General features: G+C 67.7%; 18 protein-coding genes. 4 read left to right on the top strand and 14 right to left on the bottom strand.

Translation table 11 applies throughout. The annotated features are described in order from the left end of the window. The 11 genes from K3U94_RS06410 to K3U94_RS06360 all read right to left on the bottom strand — a co-directional run bounded on the left by K3U94_RS06410 (nt 1) and on the right by K3U94_RS06360 (nt 13,374). Entirely contained in the window at nt 1-885 is an 885-nt protein-coding gene (locus K3U94_RS06410) for a hypothetical protein (protein ID WP_230987453.1), read from the bottom strand. A gap of 133 nt (nt 886-1,018) precedes the next feature. Beyond that, nucleotides 1,019-2,911: an ABC transporter family substrate-binding protein gene (locus tag K3U94_RS06405; protein ID WP_220695958.1), complete on the bottom strand. Its 1,893-nt coding sequence runs from the start codon at nt 2,909-2,911 to the stop codon at nt 1,019-1,021. A gap of 65 nt (nt 2,912-2,976) precedes the next feature. Next, nucleotides 2,977-4,860, bottom strand: coding sequence for a translational GTPase TypA (gene typA, locus K3U94_RS06400; RefSeq protein WP_047317630.1), 1,884 nt, complete (start codon nt 4,858-4,860; stop codon nt 2,977-2,979). A gap of 51 nt (nt 4,861-4,911) precedes the next feature. After that, nucleotides 4,912-5,301, bottom strand: coding sequence for a MarR family winged helix-turn-helix transcriptional regulator (locus K3U94_RS06395; RefSeq protein ID WP_220695957.1), 390 nt, complete (start codon nt 5,299-5,301; stop codon nt 4,912-4,914). Between the two features lie 39 nt (nt 5,302-5,340). Further along, nucleotides 5,341-5,724 carry a RidA family protein gene (locus tag K3U94_RS06390; protein ID WP_047317134.1) on the bottom strand — a complete coding sequence of 128 codons (384 nt, stop codon included), beginning with the start codon at nt 5,722-5,724 and terminating at the stop codon, nt 5,341-5,343. A gap of 20 nt (nt 5,725-5,744) precedes the next feature. Then, a complete protein-coding gene (locus K3U94_RS06385) occupies nt 5,745-6,074 on the bottom strand; it encodes a DUF732 domain-containing protein (protein ID WP_220695956.1) in 330 nt (109 codons plus the stop codon). Beyond that, nucleotides 6,071-6,820, bottom strand: a complete 750-nt coding sequence (narI, locus tag K3U94_RS06380; RefSeq protein ID WP_047317137.1) for a respiratory nitrate reductase subunit gamma — start codon at nt 6,818-6,820, stop codon at nt 6,071-6,073. Before narI ends, K3U94_RS06385 begins: the two co-directional genes overlap by 4 nt. Further along, nucleotides 6,817-7,485: a nitrate reductase molybdenum cofactor assembly chaperone gene (gene narJ / locus K3U94_RS06375; protein WP_220695955.1), complete on the bottom strand. Its 669-nt coding sequence runs from the start codon at nt 7,483-7,485 to the stop codon at nt 6,817-6,819. Before narJ ends, narI begins: the two co-directional genes overlap by 4 nt. Then, the gene (gene narH / locus K3U94_RS06370; protein WP_047317139.1) at nt 7,482-9,089 is read right to left on the bottom strand and encodes a nitrate reductase subunit beta; all 1,608 of its coding nucleotides are present in this window, start codon (nt 9,087-9,089) and stop codon (nt 7,482-7,484) included. Before narH ends, narJ begins: the two co-directional genes overlap by 4 nt. A gap of 4 nt (nt 9,090-9,093) precedes the next feature. After that, nucleotides 9,094-12,819 (bottom strand): nitrate reductase subunit alpha, encoded by a 3,726-nt coding sequence (locus K3U94_RS06365; protein ID WP_220695954.1) that lies wholly within the window; start codon nt 12,817-12,819, stop codon nt 9,094-9,096. A gap of 147 nt (nt 12,820-12,966) precedes the next feature. Continuing rightward, nucleotides 12,967-13,374 (bottom strand): (deoxy)nucleoside triphosphate pyrophosphohydrolase, encoded by a 408-nt coding sequence (locus K3U94_RS06360; RefSeq protein ID WP_220695953.1) that lies wholly within the window; start codon nt 13,372-13,374, stop codon nt 12,967-12,969. 109 nt (nt 13,375-13,483) lie between these two features. Here K3U94_RS06360 and K3U94_RS06355 point away from each other — a divergent pair, with 109 nt between their 5' ends. Both K3U94_RS06355 and K3U94_RS06350 read left to right on the top strand, forming a co-directional pair. Continuing rightward, nucleotides 13,484-14,437, top strand: a complete 954-nt coding sequence (locus K3U94_RS06355; RefSeq protein ID WP_230987451.1) for an amidohydrolase family protein — start codon at nt 13,484-13,486, stop codon at nt 14,435-14,437. A 41-nt stretch (nt 14,438-14,478) separates the two neighbouring features. Then, the gene (locus K3U94_RS06350) at nt 14,479-14,763 is read left to right on the top strand and encodes a 4a-hydroxytetrahydrobiopterin dehydratase (protein ID WP_047317169.1); all 285 of its coding nucleotides are present in this window, start codon (nt 14,479-14,481) and stop codon (nt 14,761-14,763) included. On the opposite strand, the gene K3U94_RS06345 is transcribed toward K3U94_RS06350, so the two are convergent. Further along, complete coding sequence (locus K3U94_RS06345) at nt 14,741-16,033, bottom strand: mannosyltransferase (protein ID WP_220695951.1); 1,293 nt, start codon at nt 16,031-16,033, stop codon at nt 14,741-14,743. The two genes, K3U94_RS06350 and K3U94_RS06345, sit on opposite strands and share 23 nt — an antisense overlap. An 84-nt stretch (nt 16,034-16,117) precedes the next feature. Between K3U94_RS06345 and K3U94_RS06340 the strand changes: the two genes are divergently transcribed. Both K3U94_RS06340 and K3U94_RS06335 read left to right on the top strand, forming a co-directional pair. After that, a complete protein-coding gene (locus K3U94_RS06340) occupies nt 16,118-17,122 on the top strand; it encodes an Rv1157c family protein (RefSeq protein WP_220695950.1) in 1,005 nt (334 codons plus the stop codon). Next, the gene (locus K3U94_RS06335) at nt 17,080-17,961 is read left to right on the top strand and encodes a DUF4349 domain-containing protein (RefSeq protein WP_230987448.1); all 882 of its coding nucleotides are present in this window, start codon (nt 17,080-17,082) and stop codon (nt 17,959-17,961) included. The genes K3U94_RS06340 and K3U94_RS06335 overlap by 43 nt, the downstream gene beginning before the upstream one ends. Here the strand turns inward: K3U94_RS06335 and K3U94_RS06330 are convergent. Together K3U94_RS06330 and K3U94_RS06325 are read right to left on the bottom strand one after the other, a co-directional pair. Next, the gene (locus tag K3U94_RS06330; RefSeq protein WP_064888412.1) at nt 17,955-18,101 is read right to left on the bottom strand and encodes a DUF1059 domain-containing protein; all 147 of its coding nucleotides are present in this window, start codon (nt 18,099-18,101) and stop codon (nt 17,955-17,957) included. The two genes, K3U94_RS06335 and K3U94_RS06330, sit on opposite strands and share 7 nt — an antisense overlap. Further along, nucleotides 18,098-18,697: an HhH-GPD-type base excision DNA repair protein gene (locus K3U94_RS06325; RefSeq protein ID WP_220695948.1), complete on the bottom strand. Its 600-nt coding sequence runs from the start codon at nt 18,695-18,697 to the stop codon at nt 18,098-18,100. The genes K3U94_RS06330 and K3U94_RS06325 overlap by 4 nt, the downstream gene beginning before the upstream one ends. Nucleotides 18,698-18,985 lie beyond the last annotated feature (288 nt).

Raw genomic sequence — 18,985 nt, 5'->3', positions numbered from 1 at the left:
TCAGAACAGACCGGCGAACAGCCCATCCCAGTCGATGCTGCCCAACAGCAGCGCGAGGTTGTCGCCCTGGATGGCGTCGACGATGTCGTTGAACGTGTCTGGGCTCAACCCGAGCATGGTGGTCCAGTCGGCGTCGAGGATCGCCGGGTCGAAGTGCCCGAGCAGGCTGTCGTGGGTGTCGAAGCTGATGCCCATCAGGTCGTTGAACGCGGCCTCATTCTGCGCCAGCACCGTGTTGTTGAGGCTGAAGATCCAGTTCACCACGTCGTTGAACTCAGGGTTGTCGCCGAACAGCCGCTCGGCGGCGGCCTGCTGCGCTGCGACCAGGGCACTGTTGAACCCTGACTCCATCGCGATGACGGCGGCGCTCAACGTCTGCTGCGGGTCCGGGAGCCCCTGCAGCAGGAGGCTGAAGTTGGCTACCGCGTCGGCCGCGGCGGTGTTGGCGGTCTGCTCGGTTCCGCCGCTGAACGCGCCGGCACCCGGGAGCTCCAGCCCGCTGAGGTCAGGCGTGAAAGGCGCGCCGAGCGGCAGGTTCTGCGGATCGAAGCTGCCGCCGGTCAACTCGTTCAACACCGTCGCGTCCAGGTCGCCCGCATTGAACGCCGAGCCGACCCCGTAGGCGTCGTCGCCGCCCCCGAAGAGCAGCGAACCCAGGTTGATGTACGGGCCGTCAGCACCGCCGCTGCCGACGAAATCCGGGCGGACGTGATTTTCGATCACGTCCAGGCCCGGGGTCACGTCGAGGTTTGCCGCAGCCAGGTCGATGTCGCGAATCTGTACGTCGGGCAGGGCAGGGGTCATCGACGTCAGCACTGCAACCAGGCCGCTGACACCCAGAGCTGCGGCTGCCACTGTGGCGCAACGGCGAGCGAGGTGTTCCATTGACAAATCCCCTCCGACGAGTCCCGCGCAGGTTTGCTTAATCTTACCCAAGAATTGTCTGTGCACAAGACATCGTTAATACCGATTCCGGCTGGGCCGAACGTAGCGCCCGCAGCACACCGCTAGGGCAGCATCAGGGCAGCTTGATCCAGTTCCCGGCCTCGCCCACGATGCCCACCGGTACCGCGCCGGTCAGGCTGACATTGGTCACGCTCGGGCCGACGGCCACGATCGTGGTGTCCTGCAGGATGGGCAGCACCGTCGCCATATTCCACAGCCGCGGCTCAACGGCGGCGATCACCTCGCCGATGGGTTTGCTGCCGTCGAGGGCGGCGTCGATCTCGGCCTGGATGGCATGGTCGCAGACGCCGGTGATGTTCGACGGAGCCTGTACCAGCGCGCCTGGCGCGGGGGTGCGCGGCGGTGCCTTCGAGGTCGGGGTGGCCGGTGCGGGCGCCGGGGACTGCGGCGGAGTTGTCGAAGGCGCCGGAACCGGGGTGCCCGAGGTGGGCACGGTGGTGGGCGCCAGCGCACCGCAGCCGTAGCGCGAAGCCAGCAGCGTCGCCAGGTCGCCGCCGGCCTGCTGCCAGCCGACGATCGCATCGACCTGGTGGGTGACCAGCGCTTCCCGGTAGAGCTTCACCGGGTCGAGCGCGAGCACCGTCGCGGCAATGCCGACGTTGCGCAGCTGGTCGGCGGCGGTGTTGGCCACGGCCAGCGAGGTGGGGTCGTTGGCCGCCACCCCGATGACCAAGGACAACTGCTCGCCGCCCTTGCTGATCCGCCCCCGGGTGATCTCCGGCGGGTGCGGCACGCCGGTGGCCGAGCCGGCCGGTGGAACCAGCGCGGACGGCGGCGCATCCTTTTCGACGCGGTAGCCGGCCGCCTGCAGCAGCGCCAGCGCCGCCGATTCGGACATGGCCGGCGGCGCGGTGGGCACGTAGCCGGGATCGCTGGGGGTACGGATCTGGGCCTGGTCCAAGGTGACGGTGTTGTCGCTGCCGGCGCCCACCGTGGCCAGCAGGCCGACGTCGAGCAGTCCCAGAACGGCCCGGCGCACCCGTACATCGGCCAGTTTGGGGTCCGCTGCCCGCAGCGCGAGCTGCATGATTCGGGGCGTGACCACCCGGGTGGTCTGCACGCTGGGGATCACCGACAGCTGAGCGAACGCCGCCGAGCCGCCGTGCACCTGGGCCACCTGGGTGTCCCCGTTGCGGATGGAGTCGGCCAGCGCTGCCGCTGAGCCGGCGCGGCGGAACAGGACCAGGTCCGGTTTGGCCGGCGGGCCCCAGTAGCGGTCATTACGGGCGAGCAGGATCGCGTCGCGCTGCGGGTCGATGTTCTCCACCCGGAACTGGCCACCGGTGACCGGCAGCGCCCGGGCCAGCCCGGCCGGGAAACCACCGGGCACGTCCTTGACGATGTGCGCCGGAAGGATGTTGTTGAACAGCTCCCGCCAAGCCGGGTACGGCTTGGCGAAGGTCACCACCACCTGCTTGCCGCCTTCGACGGAGTGCACGCCGGTGATCAGGTCATAACCGGCCGGATCGACGACGCCGGGCTGGCTGACCATCTGCTGCCACAGGTACCAGAAGTCGTCGGCGGCGATCGGCGCGTTGTCGGTCCAGGACGCCTCGGGGCGGATCCGGTAGGTCACCGTGAACGGCGCCTCGGAAGTCACCGTGGCCGACACCAACAGGGTCGGGTCCATCTCCCACCGCGACCCGGTGGGCGTGCTGGAGTCCGGGACGGGCCGAAACGCGCTGGGCAGCACCAACGCGCTGATCGCCGCGGTGACCGCCGACAGGTCCGAGCGCAGATGGGGATTGAAGCCGGCCCCGATGGAGTCGATGCCCATGATGATCTGGCTGATCCGCTTCGGCGGTGGCGGAGCGCTTTTCGGGGTCTCGGTGCTCTGTGGCGCCGGTGGCGGGTTGACCGTGCACCCCGACACCAACAGCAGCATCACGCAAGCCAGCGCTGCCGCCGTGACACGGGCTCGGCGGGCTGGTCTCGGCACGGCCACCAGGGTATCCGGGCGGCGATTTCGACGCGAAGACCGTCGCGCAGCGCGCAAAACCGCGCCCAACCCTAGAGGTTCTTGGCCCGTGCCCGGCTGCGCGCCCGCAGCGTCGAGTCCAGTTCGACCTTGCGCACCCGGACCACCTCCGGGGTGACCTCGACGCACTCGTCGGCCGCGCAGAACTCCATCGCCTGCTCCAGATCGAGCTCGATCGGGCGGGCCAGCGTCTCCATCACGTCGGCCGTCGATGACCGCATGTTGGTCAGCTTCTTCTCCTTGGTGACATTGATGTCGAGGTCCTCGGCCCGCGGGTTGATGCCGACCACCATGCCCTGATAGGTGTCCTGGCCCGGCTCGACGAAGAACTGCCCACGGTCCGCCAACTGGATCAGCGCGAACGGGGTGATGGTGCCGGCCCGGTCCGAGACCAGCGACCCGGTGTGCCGAGCGCGGATCTCGCCGGCCCACGGCTGGTAGCCCTCGAACACCGCGTTGGCGATGCCGGTGCCGCGGGTCTCGGTGAGAAAGTCTGTGCGCCAACCGATCAGGCCGCGGCTGGGGATGATGAACTCCATCCGCACCCACCCGGTGGTGTGGTTGGCCATCTCGGTCATCCGGCCCTTGCGTGCCGCCGCCAACTGGGTGATGGCGCCGACGTACTCCTCGGGACAGTCGACGGTGAGGTGCTCGAACGGCTCGTGCACCTTGCCGTCGACCTTGCGCGTCACCACCTGCGGCTTGCCGACGGTCAGCTCGAAGCCCTCGCGGCGCATCTGCTCGACGAGGATGGCCAGCGCCAGCTCGCCACGGCCTTGGACCTCCCAGGCGTCGGGACGGCCGATGTCGACGACCCGGACCGAGACGTTGCCGATCAGCTCGGTGTCCAGACGCGTCTTGACCATCCGCGCGGTCAGTTTGTGGCCGGAGACCTTGCCCGCCAGCGGCGAGGTGTTGGTTCCGATCGTCACCGAGATCGCCGGCTCGTCGACGGTGATGCGCGGCAGCGCGACCGGGGTGGCCAGATCGGCCAGGGTGTCACCGATCATGATGTCGGGGATCCCGGCGACGGCGACGATGTCGCCGGCTTCGGCTTCGTCGGTGGGCGTGCGCTCAACCCCCTCGGTCACCAGCAGTTCGGTGATCTTCGCGCCTGCGGTCACCGGTTCGCCGTCGACCTCGCGCATCCAGGCGACCTGCTGGCCCTTACGGATGCGGCCGTTGTAGACCCGGATCAGGGCGAGCCGGCCCAGGAACGGCGAGGCATCGAGGTTGGTGACCAGCGCCTGCAGCGGCGCCTCCGGGTCGCCCGAGGGCGGCGGGACGTGCTCGAGCAGCACGTCGAACAGCGGGTCGAGGTTCTCGCCATCGGGAACCTGGCCGTCGGCCGGCGCTACCGTGCTCGCCACCCCGGCCCGGCCCGAGGCGTACAGCGTGGGCAGCCCCAGCGCGTGCTCGGCAGCGGCCTGCGCCTCGTCGTCCAGGTCGCTGGCCACGTCGAGCAGCAGGTCGTGGCTGGCGTCGACCACCTCGGCGATCCGGGCGTCGGGCCGGTCGGTCTTGTTGACCACCAGGATCACCGGCAGGTGCGCGGCCAGCGCCTTGCGCAGCACGAACCGGGTCTGCGGCAGCGGACCCTCGGAGGCGTCCACCAGCAGTACCACGCCGTCGACCATGGACAACCCGCGTTCTACCTCGCCGCCGAAGTCGGCGTGGCCCGGGGTGTCGATCACATTGATGACGGTGACGGTTCCGTCGGGGTTGTGGCGATGCACGGCCGTGTTCTTGGCCAGGATGGTGATTCCCTTTTCCCGCTCCAGGTCACCGGAGTCCATCACCCGGTCGGCGGCCTCGCCGCGTTCCTGCAGGGCGCCGGACTGGCGGAGCATGGCGTCGACCAGAGTCGTCTTGCCGTGGTCTACGTGCGCGACGATGGCGACGTTACGAAAGTTCACCGGGCGATTCTGCCAGCGCACCCTGTCAATCGCGAAAACGTGAAAGCGACGTCACAGCCCGAGGGAGGACTCCGCGGAGAACCTCTCGAGCTCCTTGAGGTGCAGTTCGGTCAGCGATTGCAGACACTGCGCCGCCGTTTCGGTGAGCTGCAGCCGGATCACCCGCTGGTCGCCGCTGTCGCGGACCCGGGTGACCAGGCCGGCGGCTTCGGCCCGCTGGATCAGCTCTCCGGCACTGTGGTGGCGCAACAGCAGGTACTCCGCGATGTCGCCGACCGTCGGCCCCCGCGAGTCGCTGTGGCCGCGCACCGCCAGCAGCAATTGGTGCTGTGCCGGGGTGAGTCCGGCCGCTTGCGCCTGGTCGGCGCTCCACCGCTCAAAGCGCCGCAGCCGCGTGCGGAACGCAAGCAGCCGGGAATAGACGTCGTCAGGCAGTGGCACGTCTGTAACTTTATGCCGACCAGCGCCTGCGCGCGCAGCTCAGCTCAGGCGTGCGGTGATCCGGATTTCAACCACCGCCCCGGGGATGGCCAGTTCGGAAATGCCGACGGCCGTCCACGCGGGGTACGGGGCGGACACGAAGGTGTCCTTGACGGCGACGAATCGGTCGATCTGCTCAGAGAGCCCGACGTGGTAAGTGGTCATCTCAACCACATCGGCGAAGGTGAGACCCACCTCGCCGAGCAGCCCGCGCAGATTCTCGAAGGCCAGGGTGATCTGTTCGGTCGGGTCCTCCGGAACGCTCAGGTCGGGCCGGATCCCGATCATGCCCGAGCAGCGCAGCTGATCGCCGACGATGACGGCTGGCGCGTAGTGAAAGTTGTCGTAGATCGGCTGCATCCACTCCGGAATCACGACCTGCATGGGTTGCTCCGGCCGGTCCGTCAGGGTGTGACCGCCGCGCCGTTGCGCACCAGCTGGTCCGGGCAGTACGACTGGGCGGCGATCCCCACGAACTGGGTTCCGTGCTCAGTCGTCAGGCCCGGGTTGCGGGCCTTGAGACCCTCCAACACCTCCGGGCTCGGCTTGCCCTCGGCGATCAAGCCGCACACCAACTTGGCGGTGATAATGGCCTGGTCAGCGTTGGTGTAGGTGATGCCGGCGGCCCGCAGGGACACCAGGAAGGCGGTGTCGGTCTCCGAGGGATCGGCGTGAGCCGGCGCAGCGAGGCAGATACAGCCAAGGGCGCCGAGCAGGGCCGCGCGGATTCTCACCAGCCCCTCCGTTGCGGTCGTGAACCCATCGGTTGATTCCTCCTTGCGACGTCGCGGCTGCGGTAGACGATGTATGGCCGAAACAGATAACCGATCGGCGCGCTGAACGCATGTACCAGACGAGTGAACGGCCAGAGCGCGAACAAAGTCAACGCAATCATGACGTGGATCTGGAAATACAGCGGTGCCTGCAGCATCAGATCACCGCGTGGATCAAGCGTGAAGATCGACCGGAACCAGACCGAGACGGTCTGCCGGTAGTCGTGCGCCTCGCCGTAGGCGGTGGTGCCCATCAGGGTGCAGCTCATCCCGACCACCAGTGCGCACACCAGCACCGCATACATCAGCTTGTCGTTGACGCTGGTGGCCTTGAACACCGATCGCTCGGTGCGGCGCCGGTAGATCAGCAGCCCGACGCCGATCAGGGTGGCGATGCCGGCGGGCAGGCCAAGGATCAGCGCCTGCAGGTGATAGAGCCGATCGCTCATCCCCAGTGCCCGGGTCCAGGACTCCGGGACGAACAGGCCCATGATGTGTCCGGCGATCACCACGAAGCTGCCGAAGTGGAACATCGGGCTGCCGATCCGCAGCAGCTTGGACTCATACAACTGCGACGAGCGGGTGGTCCAGCCGAATTTGTCGTATTTGTATCGCCACCAGGTGGCGACGCCCGCGATCGCCAGCACGAAGTACGGCACGATGTCCCACCACAGTTCGGCGGTGCTGAGGACGGTGACGCCCGTCATCGCGTCGGCACCTTCGGCATGCCCAGCGAAACGGCCGCCGAGTACGGTTGCAGCCCAACGGCTTCCACCGGCGGGCCAGAAGCCATCAGCTCACTCACGTTGCGCACCTCCTGATCGGTCGCCGCCGGGAGCGTCTCGCAGACCGCTGCCACGGCGTAGGCATACGGCGACCCCGCGTCACTCAACGCACGATGCAGGACGTCGATCGGCGCCCGGTGCGCCAGCAGCAGCCGACGGCCGGCCTGCGGATCCACCGTCGCGGCGAACTCCAGTACCACCGGCAGGTGGTCAGGTGCCTCCCCCACCGGCGGCTCGGCGCCGGCCTCGCGGTAGGCGGTGGCGAAGGTCAGCATCTGCATTCCGCGGTTGCGGGTGTCACCACCGGTCCAGTAGGTCAGAAACATCGTCGAGCGCCGCCGCATGTCGAAGGTTTCGACATAGTCGGCGGCGGCGGCCATCGGGTCAGCCTCGCGCAGCGCGGTGACCGTACGCCGCAGCAGATTCGCCGCCGCTGCGTCGGCATGGGCAAGCAGTGCCTCGGCGGTGTCGAGCCGCTGGAGCAGTTGCTCGTCGGGGTAGGACAGCAACAGGGACGCGGCCTGCCACACCGCCCGGTCGGCAGGTCCGCCGGGTGGGCGTCGCAGGGAATGGATGAATCGCTTCACTGGTGCTCCGGGAACATCTCCGGTACGGCCTGCTCGCCGCCACCCCAGTTGAGCAGGTTGGTCCGGCCCCGCGGCCGCTGCGCGTGCCCGTTCTCGACCAGATGAAACGACGACTTCGCGACGTCCTCGACGCCGACGAACGGATCCTCCCCATACCCGTCGGGCCCGCCGGTGATCGAGCAGCCCAGGTGTTCGAGATCGTGCGCCTGCTGGCTGTAGGCGGTGGGAATCACATAACGCTCTTCGTATTTCGCGATCGCCAGCAGGCGGTACATGTTGTACATCTGTTCCTCGGTCATGCCGACCGAGGCGGGTATGTGCGGCTGGGTCTCGCGTCCCAGGCTGATGTCGCGCATGTAGGAGCGCATCGCCGCCAGCCGGCGCAGCACACCCTCGACCACGCCGGTGTCGCCGGCGGTGAACAGTTCGGCCAGGTAAGCCATCGGAATACGCAACGCCGCAAGCGCCCCGAACAGGTTGCCCAGGTCTTCGCCGTCATGCCCGTCCCGGCTGACGGCATCCACCACCGGCGACAGCGGCGGGATGTACCAGACCATCGGCATGGTCCGGTATTCGGGATGCAGCGGCAACGCCACTTGAAAGGTGTTGATCAACGCGTAGATCGGGGAGCGCTGCGCGGCCTCGATCCAGGCATCGGAAATCCCCTCGGCGCGAGCTCCCGCGATCACCTGCGGGTCGGTCGGGTCCAGGAACACACCGCGCTGCGCCTCGTACAGGTCCGCGTCGTTGTCCACCGAAGCCGCTTCGAGCACCTTGTCGACGTCATACAGCACCAGGCCGATGTAGCGCAGCCGGCCGACACAGGTCTCCGAGCAGACCGTCGGCAGCCCGACTTCGATACGCGGATAACAGAAGTGGCACTTCTCGGCCTTGCCGGTCTTGTGGTTGAAGTACACCTTCTTGTACGGGCAACCCGACACGCACAGCCGCCAGCCACGACAGCGGTCCTGGTCGACCAGCACGATGCCGTCTTCCTCGCGCTTGTAGATGGCCCCGGTCGGGCACGACGCCACACACGACGGATTCAGGCAGTGCTCGCAGATCCGCGGCAGGTAGAACATGAACGTCTCTTCGAGCTCGCTTTTGACGCGGTCACCGACCTTCGCCAGGATCGGGTCATTGACCAGCGTCTCGGGCGCACCAGCGAGATTGTCGTCCCAGTTGGGTCCCCACTGGATCTGCATCGGCTCGCCGGTGATCGAACTCTTCGGCGCCGCGACCGGGATGGTGTCGCCCAGCGGCGCGGCGGTGAGGTTCTCGTAGTCGTAGGTCCACGGCTCGTAGTAGTCCGTCAGGTGCGGCAGGTTGGGGTTGGCGAAGATGTTCAGCAGCTTGTGGAGTCGACCGCCGGCCAGCAGGCGCAATCGGCCCTTTTTGTCCCGCGTCCAGCCACCCTTCCAGCGGCTCTGATCTTCGTAGGTCCGCGGATATCCGCCGCCGGGCCGGGTTTCGACATTGTTGAACCAGACGTACTCGGTGCCCTCCCGATTGGTCCAAGCCTGTTTGCAGGTCACCGAACAGGTATGGCACCCAATACATTTGTCCAGGTTCATCACCATGGCCATCTGCGCCATTACTCTCATCGCTTCAGTACCTCACGTCCTGGTTCCGGCGGCGACGCACCACCGTCACCTCGTCGCGCTGGTTTCCGGTGGGGCCCAGGTAGTTGAACGCGAACGCGTGCTGGCCGTAGCCGCCGGCGAGGTGGCTGGGCTTGACCCGGATCCGGGTCAACGAGTTGTGAGTGCCGCCGCGCTTGTTGTTGGTCTCGGCCCGCGGGGTGTCAACGGTGCGCTCCTGCACGTGGTAGACGAACACCACACCTTCCGGCATCCGCTGGCTCACGATCGCGCGCCCCACGAAGATTCCGTTGACGTTGACCGCTTCGATCCAATCGTTGTCTTTCACACCGATTTTCGCGGCATCACCCGGGCTCATCCACATGGTGGGGCCGCCGCGGGACAGCGACAGCATGTAGAGGTTGTCCTGGTAGGTGGAGTGGAACGACCACTTCGAGTGCGGGGTCAGGTACCGCACGGTGATCCCGATGCCATCACCGGTCTCACCGAGCTCGGGGGCGTCGAACAGCCGCGCCATGTCCAGCGGCGGGCGGTACACCGGCATGTGTTCGCCTAGTTCCTCGATCCAGTCGTGCGCGGTGTAGAAGTGCATCCGGCCGGTCAGGGTGTGGAAAGGCTTGAGGCATTCGATGTTGATCGTGAAGGGGGCGTAGCGCCGTCCGCCGGTCTCGCTGCCGGACCACTCCGGGCTGGTGACCACCGGCACCGGCCGCGCCTGGGTGTCGGCGTAGGTGATCCGCTTCTCCTCGCTGCCCTCGGACAGGTGCGCCAGCCGCCGGCCGGTGCGCTTCTCCAGCTCCCGGAAGCCCTCCGTCGCGATCCGGCCGTTGGTGGTGCCCGACAGCGCCAGCACGGTGTCGGCCATCCGCGTCGCGGTGGTGAGTGCGGGGCGCCCGGTCCCGGCGCCGGACGTCATCACCCCGAACCTCGCGGCCAGGTCCTCGACCTCTTCATGCGGGAACACGGTGTAGCCCTTGGTGGTCAGACCCAAGGTGTCCACCAGCGGACCAAGTGACTGCCACTTGTCACCGATGGTGGTGTAATCGCGTTCCACCACAGTAACTTTGGGCATGGTCTTGCCCGGAATCGGCGTCTCGCCGCTGCGCAGCCAGTCACGCTCGGCGCCGTCGGGGTAGGCCATCGCGTCGGCGGTGTCGTGCTGCATCGCCGTGATCACCACATCGTTGCGGACGCCGAGGTGCTTAGCCGCCAATGCGCTGAACGTCCGGGCGATCGCGCCGAATGCGTCGTAGTCGCTGCGGGTCTCCCAGGGCGGATCGATCGCCGCACTGAACGAGTGGACGTACGGGTGCATGTCGGTCGACGACAGGTCGGCCTTCTCGTACCAGGTGGCCGCCGGCAGCACGACGTCGGACATCAGCGTGGTCGAGGTCATCCGGAAGTCGATCGACATGAGCAGGTCGAGCTTGCCCTCGGGAATGTCGCGGTCCCAGCGCACATCGGCGGGTTTCACCCCGCCGGCGGGCGGCTCCCCCATCACGCTGGCGTCGGTGCCCAGCAGGTGCTTGAGGAAGTACTCCCCACCCTTGCCGGAAGCGCCGATGAGGTTGGCCCGCCACACCGTGAGCACCCGCGGCCAGTTCACCGGGTTGTCCGGATCGGTGACCGACAGCTTCAGGTCGCCGGCGGCGAGTTGCTCGGCGACGTACTCCCCCGCATCGCGGCCGGCGGCGTCGGCCTCATCGGCCACATCCAGGCTGGAGCGGTCGAACTGCGGGTAGAACGGGCTCCAGCCCATCGCGGTGGCCGACGCCAGGATGTCCATGGTGTGCCGGCCATCGAATCGGCCGCGCCCGAGCGGCGTGGTCAGCTTTTCCGCCCCGTAGGCGTCGTAGCGCCACTGGTCGGTGTGGGCGTACCAGTAGGAGGTACCCGGCACTTGTCGCGGCGGCCGCGACCAGTCGTTGCCCGCGGCCATCGTCTGCCATCCGGTCAGCGGGCGCACCTTCTCCTGGCCGACGTAATGCGCCCAGCCGCCGCCGTTGCGTCCCATCGATCCGGTGAGCATCAGCAGCGCCAGCACCGCCCGGTAGGTGGTGTCGCCGTGGAACCACTGGCAGATCCCGCTGCCCATGATGATCATCGACCGTCCGCCGGATTCTTCTGCGTTGCGGGCGAATTCGCGCGCGATCCGGATCGCCTGGGTGGCCGAGACGCCGGTGATCGACTCCTGCCATGCCGGGGTGTTGACCTGCGTGTCGTCGTCGTAACCGGTCGGCCACTCGCCAGGCAGCCAGGGCCGGCGCACCGAGTAGTTCGCCAGCATCAGGTCGAAAACCGTACAGACCAGGTGCTCGCCGACCTGACGCACCGGCACTCCGCGCTCGATGACGGTGCCCTGGCCGCTCACCGTGTCGAACCCGGGCAGTGAGACCAGTGCGGCAGGCTGATCGCCGTTGAGGAATTTCGGGTTCTTGACGGTCAACGCCGGCCGGATATCGCCGAGTTCCAGGTTCCACTTGCCCATGCCCTCGTCGCCCCAGCGGAAGCCCAACGAGCCTTGCGGTACCACCACACTGTCGGTGACCTCGTCCAGCAGGGCCGGCTTGAACGCGGCATTTTCGACATCCTGGCCCAGGTCGGCGGCGGTCAGGTTCTTTCCCGGAACCAGCCGTCCGTCACGCTCCTCCAGCTTGATCAGGAACGGCAGGTCGGTGTAGCGGCGCACGTAGTCGGTGAAGAACGGCACCTCCTGCTTGACGTAGCACTCGGTGAGGATGACGTGGCCCATCGCCATCGCCAGGGCGCCGTCGGTGCCGGCCGCGCACGGCATCCATTCGTCGGCGAACTTGGTGTTGTCGGCGTAGTCGGGGCTGACGGTGACCACCTTGGTGCCCCGGTACCGCACCTCGGCCATCCAGTGCGCGTCGGGCGTGCGGGTGATCGGGACGTTGGAGCCCCACATCATCAGGTAGGCGGCGTCCCACCAGTCCCCGGATTCCGGGACGTCGGTCTGGTCGCCGAAGACCTGGGGCGAGGCGACCGGCAGGTCGGCGTACCAGTCGTAGAAGGACGTCATCACCCCGCCGAGCAGCTGGATGAAACGCGCCCCGGCCGCGAACGACACCATCGACATCGCCGGAATGGGCGAGAACCCGGCGACCCGGTCCGGGCCGTAGGTCTTGATGGTGTGCACATGGGCGGCCGCGATCATCTCGGTGGCTTCGGCCCAGGACACCCGGACCAGACCGCCCATGCCGCGGGCCTGCTGGTAGCGCCGGCGGCGCTCGGGATCGGCCTGGATGTCCGCCCAGGCCAGCACCGGGTCGCCCAGGCGTGCCTTGGCCTCCCGGAACATCTCAACCAGCGCTCCGCGCGCGTAGGGGTAGCGCACCCGGGTCGGCGAGTAGGAGTACCAGGAGAACGAGGCGCCGCGCGGGCAGCCGCGCGGCTCGTACTCAGGCCGGTCCGGGCCCACCGAGGGGTAGTCGGTGGCCTGGTTCTCCCAGGTGATGATGCCGTCCTTGACGAAGATCTTCCAGGAGCACGAGCCGGTGCAGTTCACCCCGTGGGTGGACCGGACCACCTTGTCGTGACTCCAGCGGTCCCGGTAGAAGATGTCCGCCTCACGCCCGCCCCGGCGGGTGACGGTGCGCAGATCCGGCGAGACCTGGCCCGGGGTGAAGAACCGGCCACTGCGTTCCAGCAGTTCCTCGAGCGGGCCACCGATTCCGGCGGTTCGGCGAGTGGGCGGTCGCGCTGCGCGTGTCATCGGGACTCTCCTTCGCGGGTCACGCACTCCAGCGGCGCACGTTCAGGGACGGGGCCGCCGCCGCGCACGTTTTCGGACCCGAAATACCAGCCTAGCTAGGTATATCGCTGCGCGACTGAATTCATCAGCAAGATTTACACAGCCTTTTCACCACAGTGCACGAGTCAGCTCGCCGAGCCAAGCTCGATCAGCAGGTACCCAGTCAACGTCGGCCAGTTGCACAGCGGTCACCCAGCGCAGGGCCTGATGGTCGTGCGGGTGGGGCTCGCCGTGCGCCAGGTCGACCAGGTAGGCGCGCAAGGTCGTATCGGGGCTCAGCACGACGTCGGCGCCGAGGCGCTCCCCCACCGTGATGGCGTCGGCGTCCAGGCCCAACTCCTCAACGAGCTCGCGGGCCAGGGCGGCGGATTCGCTCTCACCGGGCATGACCTTGCCGCCGGGCAGTTCCCAGAGACCGGCCAGCTCCGGCGGACGGCGTCGCTGCGCGATCAGCACCGCGCGCCCGGCCGCGGATTCGGCGATGACGGCTCCGGCGACGACGATCTGCGGGGACATGACCCTAGGACGGTACGGCATCAGCACCCGATAACTATCGTCGTGCGAACAGAGAGGAGTTCCGTTGCGAATCATCACTGTCGAAGAGCATTTTCATCACCCTGAGGCCGTGGCTCGGGTCCTGGAACTCGGAGGGCCGGGGCCCGTGGTCCCCGATGAAGGGTTCGGAGCCTTCCTGGTGAACTTCATGCCCGACCGGGACTCGGCCGAGCGGTTGAGCGGAAACCGGCTGGCGCACATGGACCGGGTCGGCATCGACGTGCAGGTCGTCTCGCACGGCGCCAACAGTCCCGGCAATCTCGATCATCCCGAGGCCGTCGAACTGTGTCGACTCGTCAACAATGCTCTCGCCGAGCAGATTTCGGAACATCCCACACGATTCCGCGGATTCGCCACGCTACCGCTGCACGATCCCGTCGCGGCCGCCGACGAACTGAAGCGCTGTGTCGACGAACTCGGGTTCGTGGGGACGCTCGTCTCCGGGAGCTGCGGTGGGCGGTTCCTCGACGACGAGCAGTTCGACGTGGTCCTGGCCGCGGCCGAAACTCTTGACTTGCCGATCTATGTCCACCCCGGTGTGCCGGAGAATCCCGTGTCGACGGCCTATTACGCCGGGCAGTGGCCGGCGGCCGTGCATTTCATGTTCTCCGGTCCCGCCTTCGGCTGGCACGCTGAGGCGGGTATTCACATTTTGCGACTCATCTTGTCGGGCGCACTGGACCGCCATCCCGGCCTCAAGCTGCTGAGCGGCCACTGGGGTGAGTTCGTCGCCGGCTGGCTCGACCGGCTCGACGAGTCGATCGGTTGGACGGGCCAGCGCCTGGAACGCCCGGTGAGCGCGTACTACCGCGAGCAGGTTTGGGCGACTCCGTCCGGCATGTACAGCCAGAACCAGCTGAACTTCATCGTCGCGGAGCTCGGTGCCGACCGGATCATCCATTCCGAAGACTTTCCCTACGTGGTCCGGGACAACGTGTCGACATTCCTCGAGCAGGCCGACCTCAATGACGAGCAACGCCACGCCATCGCGCACGGCAATGCCGAGCGGGTCATGCGGTTGTAAGGCCCTGTGGCAGGAACGCCGTCGGCGTCCTACCGTCGGGTATGGCTTTGTTGACTGACGACCAAATCGACGCCGCGCTGACCTCACTCGACGGGTGGGAGCGGGCCGACGGGGCGTTGCGCCGCTCGGTCAAGTTCCCGGCTTTTCTGGCGGGTATCGACGCGGTGCGACAGGTCGCCGAGCGCGCCGAAGCGGCCGATCACCACCCCGACATAGACATCCGCTGGCGCACGGTGACGTTCGCCCTGGTGACGCATTCCGAAGGCGGCATCACCGACAAGGACGTGGGGATGGCCAGCGAGATCAACCGGATTCTGGCGAGCTGACCCGCGTGGTCGCCATCCAGCCCAGGGTCACCAGCGCGCCGACGATGTAGACCAGGCCGGCCCACGCCAGGTACCAGGGCCGGCCGTCCTGCCAGATGGTCGGCTGGAAGAAACTGAGCAGCCACGGCACCCCGATGAGGGCCACGGCCAGCCAGCCCCAGCCCAGCACCCGGGCGCCGCGGCGATCCGAGCAGGGCCCGTGCAGCAGCCAGATCATCAGCGGCACCAGCCACACCCAGTGATGAGTCCAGGAGATCGGCGAGGCCAGCAGCCCGAACAGCTCGACCACCAGCAACGACCCCAGCGGGTCCGCCCCAGGTCCACTGTTCAGCGCCCGCCAGGCCAGCACCGCCAGCACCGCAGTGACGCCGATCGCGATCAGCACCGGCGGGCTGTAACCCGCGTCGTGTCCGAGGATGCGGGAGATCCCGCCCCGCCAGGACTGGTTGAACGACGTTCCGATCGGGCCTACCCGATGGGCGTCGCCGAGCAGCTCGGTGAAGTAGCGGCGAGCCTGGTCCCCGGTGACCCACACCGACACCGCAATGGTGCCGGCGAAGACGACCGCCGAGAACACCGCAGCGGCCCAGCGCCGTGCCCCGGCCAGGTAGACCCCGGCGATCGCCGGGGTGAGCTTCACCCCGGCGGCCAGCCCAACCAACAGCCCCGACACCCACCACCGCCGGCTGTAGACCGCATAGAGCACCGCGAGCACCAGGATCACGTTGATCTGGCCGTAGTCGAAGGTGCTGCGCAACGGCTCGGTCCAGATCCCCGCGGCGGTCCACACCATCGCAACCTGACGGCCCGCGGTGGCCGATTCCCCGAGGAGTCGCTGGCACAGCCGCACCACGCCGTACAGTGCGGCCATCGTCCCGATCTGCCATCCGAAGGCGACCAGCCCGAACGGCAGGAAATGCAGCGGGTAGAACACCACCGCCGCGAACGGCGGGTAGGTGAACGGCAGCGGGAAGTCCGGGGTCTGGTCGGCGTAGACGTAGTCATACAGCGCGCCGGGCTGGGCCAGCGCGGCCGCGCCACTGATGTAGACGTGCAGGTCGACGAAGTTGGCACCGTGCGGGGTGAGGTAGGTCCAGGCGAGTCGCGCCGCGATGCTGATCGCCAGCAGCAATGGGGCCCACGCGGTCAGGCGAGTCGTCAGCGAACGCGCAGGCGGGGTGGCCCCGGTGTTCAAGGTGGTGTCTACCGGCACGACTTTAGCGAACGGCCGCCAGATCACCGTCGCGGTTCGGGTCCGTAACGGTTCCATAAATGACACACGTGTCACTTGAGCCTCACCAGCAACAGGCTAGCTTCGGTTTTCAGGAAGCCACCGCCGACGATTGGGGAAGTCATGTCGCGCCTCCAGACGCTGTTCGCCACGACGCATTTCAAGACGCAGCGGGCCACCGCCGCCAAGGCGGCCGTCGCCGCCGGATCATCGGCCCTGCTGGTCTTCGGCGCCGTCGGCGGGGTGGCCATGGCCGACCCGGCCATGCCGGCACTGCCGCTGCCCACCGCGGGATTTCCCGGGCTGCCCGCCATCGAGCAGTTGAGCCCGGTGATCCAGCAGGCTGCCGCCGACCCCGCCGGGGCGACCTCGCTGCTGATGGCCGCGGCCGCCGCATTCACCGGAAACTCCAACACGCCCGCCAGCTCCCGGCAGGTGGCCGACTCGGTGGCGCAGTTCGTGCAGTCGCCGCCCGAGGCGCTGCCGAGCAATCACGTACCGACGGCCGGCTCGGAACCCGGAATGGTGGCCCACCTGCCCAGCGGCATCGACCCGGCCAAGTCGGTGGGCCCGGCCCCCCAGGCCGCACCGAATGCGCCCGAAGCCCTGCCCGCGCCCGCCGAGGCTCTCCCCGACGCGGCCCCGGCAGCCCCCGAAGCCGCGTTCGTGGCGCCGGCGCCCGACGCCGCCCCGGCGGCGAATCCCGGATTCGGTCCGGACGCCCCGCCGACCCAGGACTTCATGTACCCGTCCATCGGCCAGAACTGCCAGGCCGACGGCGGCAACGTCATCGCCACCGCACTGTCGGTGGCCGGCCCGGCCACGATTCCGACCCCCGGACCCAAGCCCGGTCAGACCGCCTACGTGTTCACCGCCATGGGGACCCCTGGCCCGGCCGAGACGCAGAAGCTGCCGCTGAACGTCACGTGGGTGAACCTGACCACCGGCAAGTCCGGCAGCGCCACCCTGCAGCCGCGCACCGACATCAACCCCGAGGGGCCGACGACGCTGACCGCGATCGTCGACACGGGCTCGGGCAGCATCATGTCGACGATCTTCGGTCAGGTCAGCACCAAGGACCACCAGTGCAACTTCCTGCCGACCATCGGGTCGACCGTGGTGCCCTGACGGCCATGACCGTCCCCCGCAAGTCGGCACCTTGGACGCTGTTGATCGGCTTGGCTGCCGTGTTGGTCCTCGCGATCAGCGGTTGCGCCGGGGAACGGCCGTCACCGGAACGGGCGCCGTCGGATGCCGCTGTTTCCGCGCCCGCACCCATGAGCCCGCCGAATCAGCCGCTGCACAAGGACGTGCAGCGGGACGTCGTGACCACCGGCAGCCTCAATATCGCGGTGACCGACGTCGGCGTAGCGGTGGACCGACTCATCGACCTGGCCACCGGACTCGGCGGCAGCGTAGATGATCGCACCGAAAGCACGGCACCGGGTCAGTCCCACACCGCCGGGCTGACCGTGCGCATCCCGTCCGCAAAGGTCGATGCATTCCTCGACGACGCAAAGCAACTGGGAGATGTCTCGTCGATCGCCTTGAGGCACGACGACGTCACCGGACAGCGTGTCGACCTCGATGCGCGGGTCGCCGCGTTGCAGGCGTCGGTGGACCGGTTGACCGCACTGATGAAGTCAGCCTCCACCACGGCCGATCTGCTGGAGGCCGAGAAGGAGCTGACGTCGCGGCAGGCCGACCTCGACAGCCTGCGGGCGCAGCGCACCCAGCTCGGCGACCAGATCAACTACGCGACGCTCACCGTTTCGCTGGCGTCGGAGTTCGAGTCGACCGCGCCCGGATTCGTCACGTCGGTTCGCCACGGCTGGCACGCACTGCTGTCGTTCACCCACGGCCTGATCTCGGTCACGGGATTCCTACTGCCCTGGCTGCCGGTGATCGTGGCGATCGCCGCCGTCGTGATGGTCCTGCGCCGCAGGGCCCGACGGCCGCGTCAGTAGGCCATGAACAAGATCGCGTCCCGGTCGTACTCCATGCCGGGGTGCACATCGGCGAGGTGCTTCTGCACCACCTCGACGAGGTTGTCCTCGTCCGTGCCGGTCATCGCCTCGCCACACGGACAGTTCAGGTGAGTTTTCACGTCGTCGCCTTTCCCTTACTCTCTCCGGCCTGCTTCGCAGCCAATTTCTGGGCCTTCTTCGTGGACCGCACCTGCTGCAGCGACGACGCATCCACGACGTCGGCGATCGACAGATGTGTTCCGGGCTCACCGTATGCCCCGGCAGCCTCCCGCCATCCCGACGGGGTGACACCGTATTGCTTGCCGAGCAGGGCCAGAAAGATCCGGGCCTTCTGCTCGCCGTAGCCGGGCAGTGCCTTGAGGCGCTTCAACACCTCGGCGCCATCGGGCTCGCCGACCGTCCACAAGGCGGTCGTGTCGCCGCCATACCGATCGACCACCGCTTTGGCCAGCGCTTGGACACGGCCCGCCATCGAACCCGGAAACCGGTGCACCGCAGGCTTTTCAGCGAACAACGCGGCGAATTCGTCCGGATCGCGCGCGGCGATGTCGTGCGGGTCCAGACTGCCCATCCGGTCAGCGAGCTTCTTCGGGCCGGCGAACGCGACCTCCATCGGAATCTGCTGATCGAGCAGCATTCCGACCAGCAGCGCGAACGGGTCGGCGCTCAGCAACTCATCCGCAGGCGGGTCCCCTACCAGCTGCAGCTTCGGCACCCCGCCAGTCTAGGCACGACGACGGCGACACGGAGGCGCAGCGCTGGAAGTACTTCCGAGGGATACCGTATCCCCTTCAACGTTGACGGTCGGTGGCTCAGCAACTGCGTTACCAACGGGCTTCGGGGCCTTGCAGGCAACGACATAATGGACCGTGCGCACCAATGGTCAAGCCATGAATTCCCAGCGTGTCGCGGTATGCACGGTTCGCAGGGATGCGACGATGGTAGCGATGTTCAGCCTACACAGATAGCCTTGCGAAGTAACTGAACCGAGGGATCAGTGAAA

The organism is Mycolicibacter heraklionensis, assembly GCF_019645815.1.
Classification (GTDB): Bacteria; Actinomycetota; Actinomycetes; order Mycobacteriales; family Mycobacteriaceae; genus Mycobacterium; species Mycobacterium heraklionense.
This window is presented reverse-complemented; position numbering and strand designations above follow the sequence as displayed.

Excerpts from the sequence above, each read along its gene's own strand:
- narH (WP_047317139.1), bottom strand. The coding sequence starts at position 9,089 with ATGAGAGTAATGGCGCAGATGGCCATGGTGATGAACCTGGACAAATGT.
- K3U94_RS06365 (WP_220695954.1), bottom strand. The coding sequence starts at position 12,819 with ATGACACGCGCAGCGCGACCGCCCACTCGCCGAACCGCCGGAATCGGT.
- K3U94_RS06390 (WP_047317134.1), bottom strand. The coding sequence starts at position 5,724 with ATGCAGGTCGTGATTCCGGAGTGGATGCAGCCGATCTACGACAACTTT.
- K3U94_RS06350 (WP_047317169.1), top strand. The coding sequence starts at position 14,479 with ATGGCTTTGTTGACTGACGACCAAATCGACGCCGCGCTGACCTCACTC.
- K3U94_RS06345 (WP_220695951.1), bottom strand. The coding sequence starts at position 16,033 with ATGGAACCGTTACGGACCCGAACCGCGACGGTGATCTGGCGGCCGTTC.
- K3U94_RS06340 (WP_220695950.1), top strand. The coding sequence starts at position 16,118 with ATGTCGCGCCTCCAGACGCTGTTCGCCACGACGCATTTCAAGACGCAG.
- K3U94_RS06410 (WP_230987453.1), bottom strand. The coding sequence starts at position 885 with ATGGAACACCTCGCTCGCCGTTGCGCCACAGTGGCAGCCGCAGCTCTG.
- narI (WP_047317137.1), bottom strand. The coding sequence starts at position 6,820 with ATGACGGGCGTCACCGTCCTCAGCACCGCCGAACTGTGGTGGGACATC.
- K3U94_RS06360 (WP_220695953.1), bottom strand. The coding sequence starts at position 13,374 with ATGTCCCCGCAGATCGTCGTCGCCGGAGCCGTCATCGCCGAATCCGCG.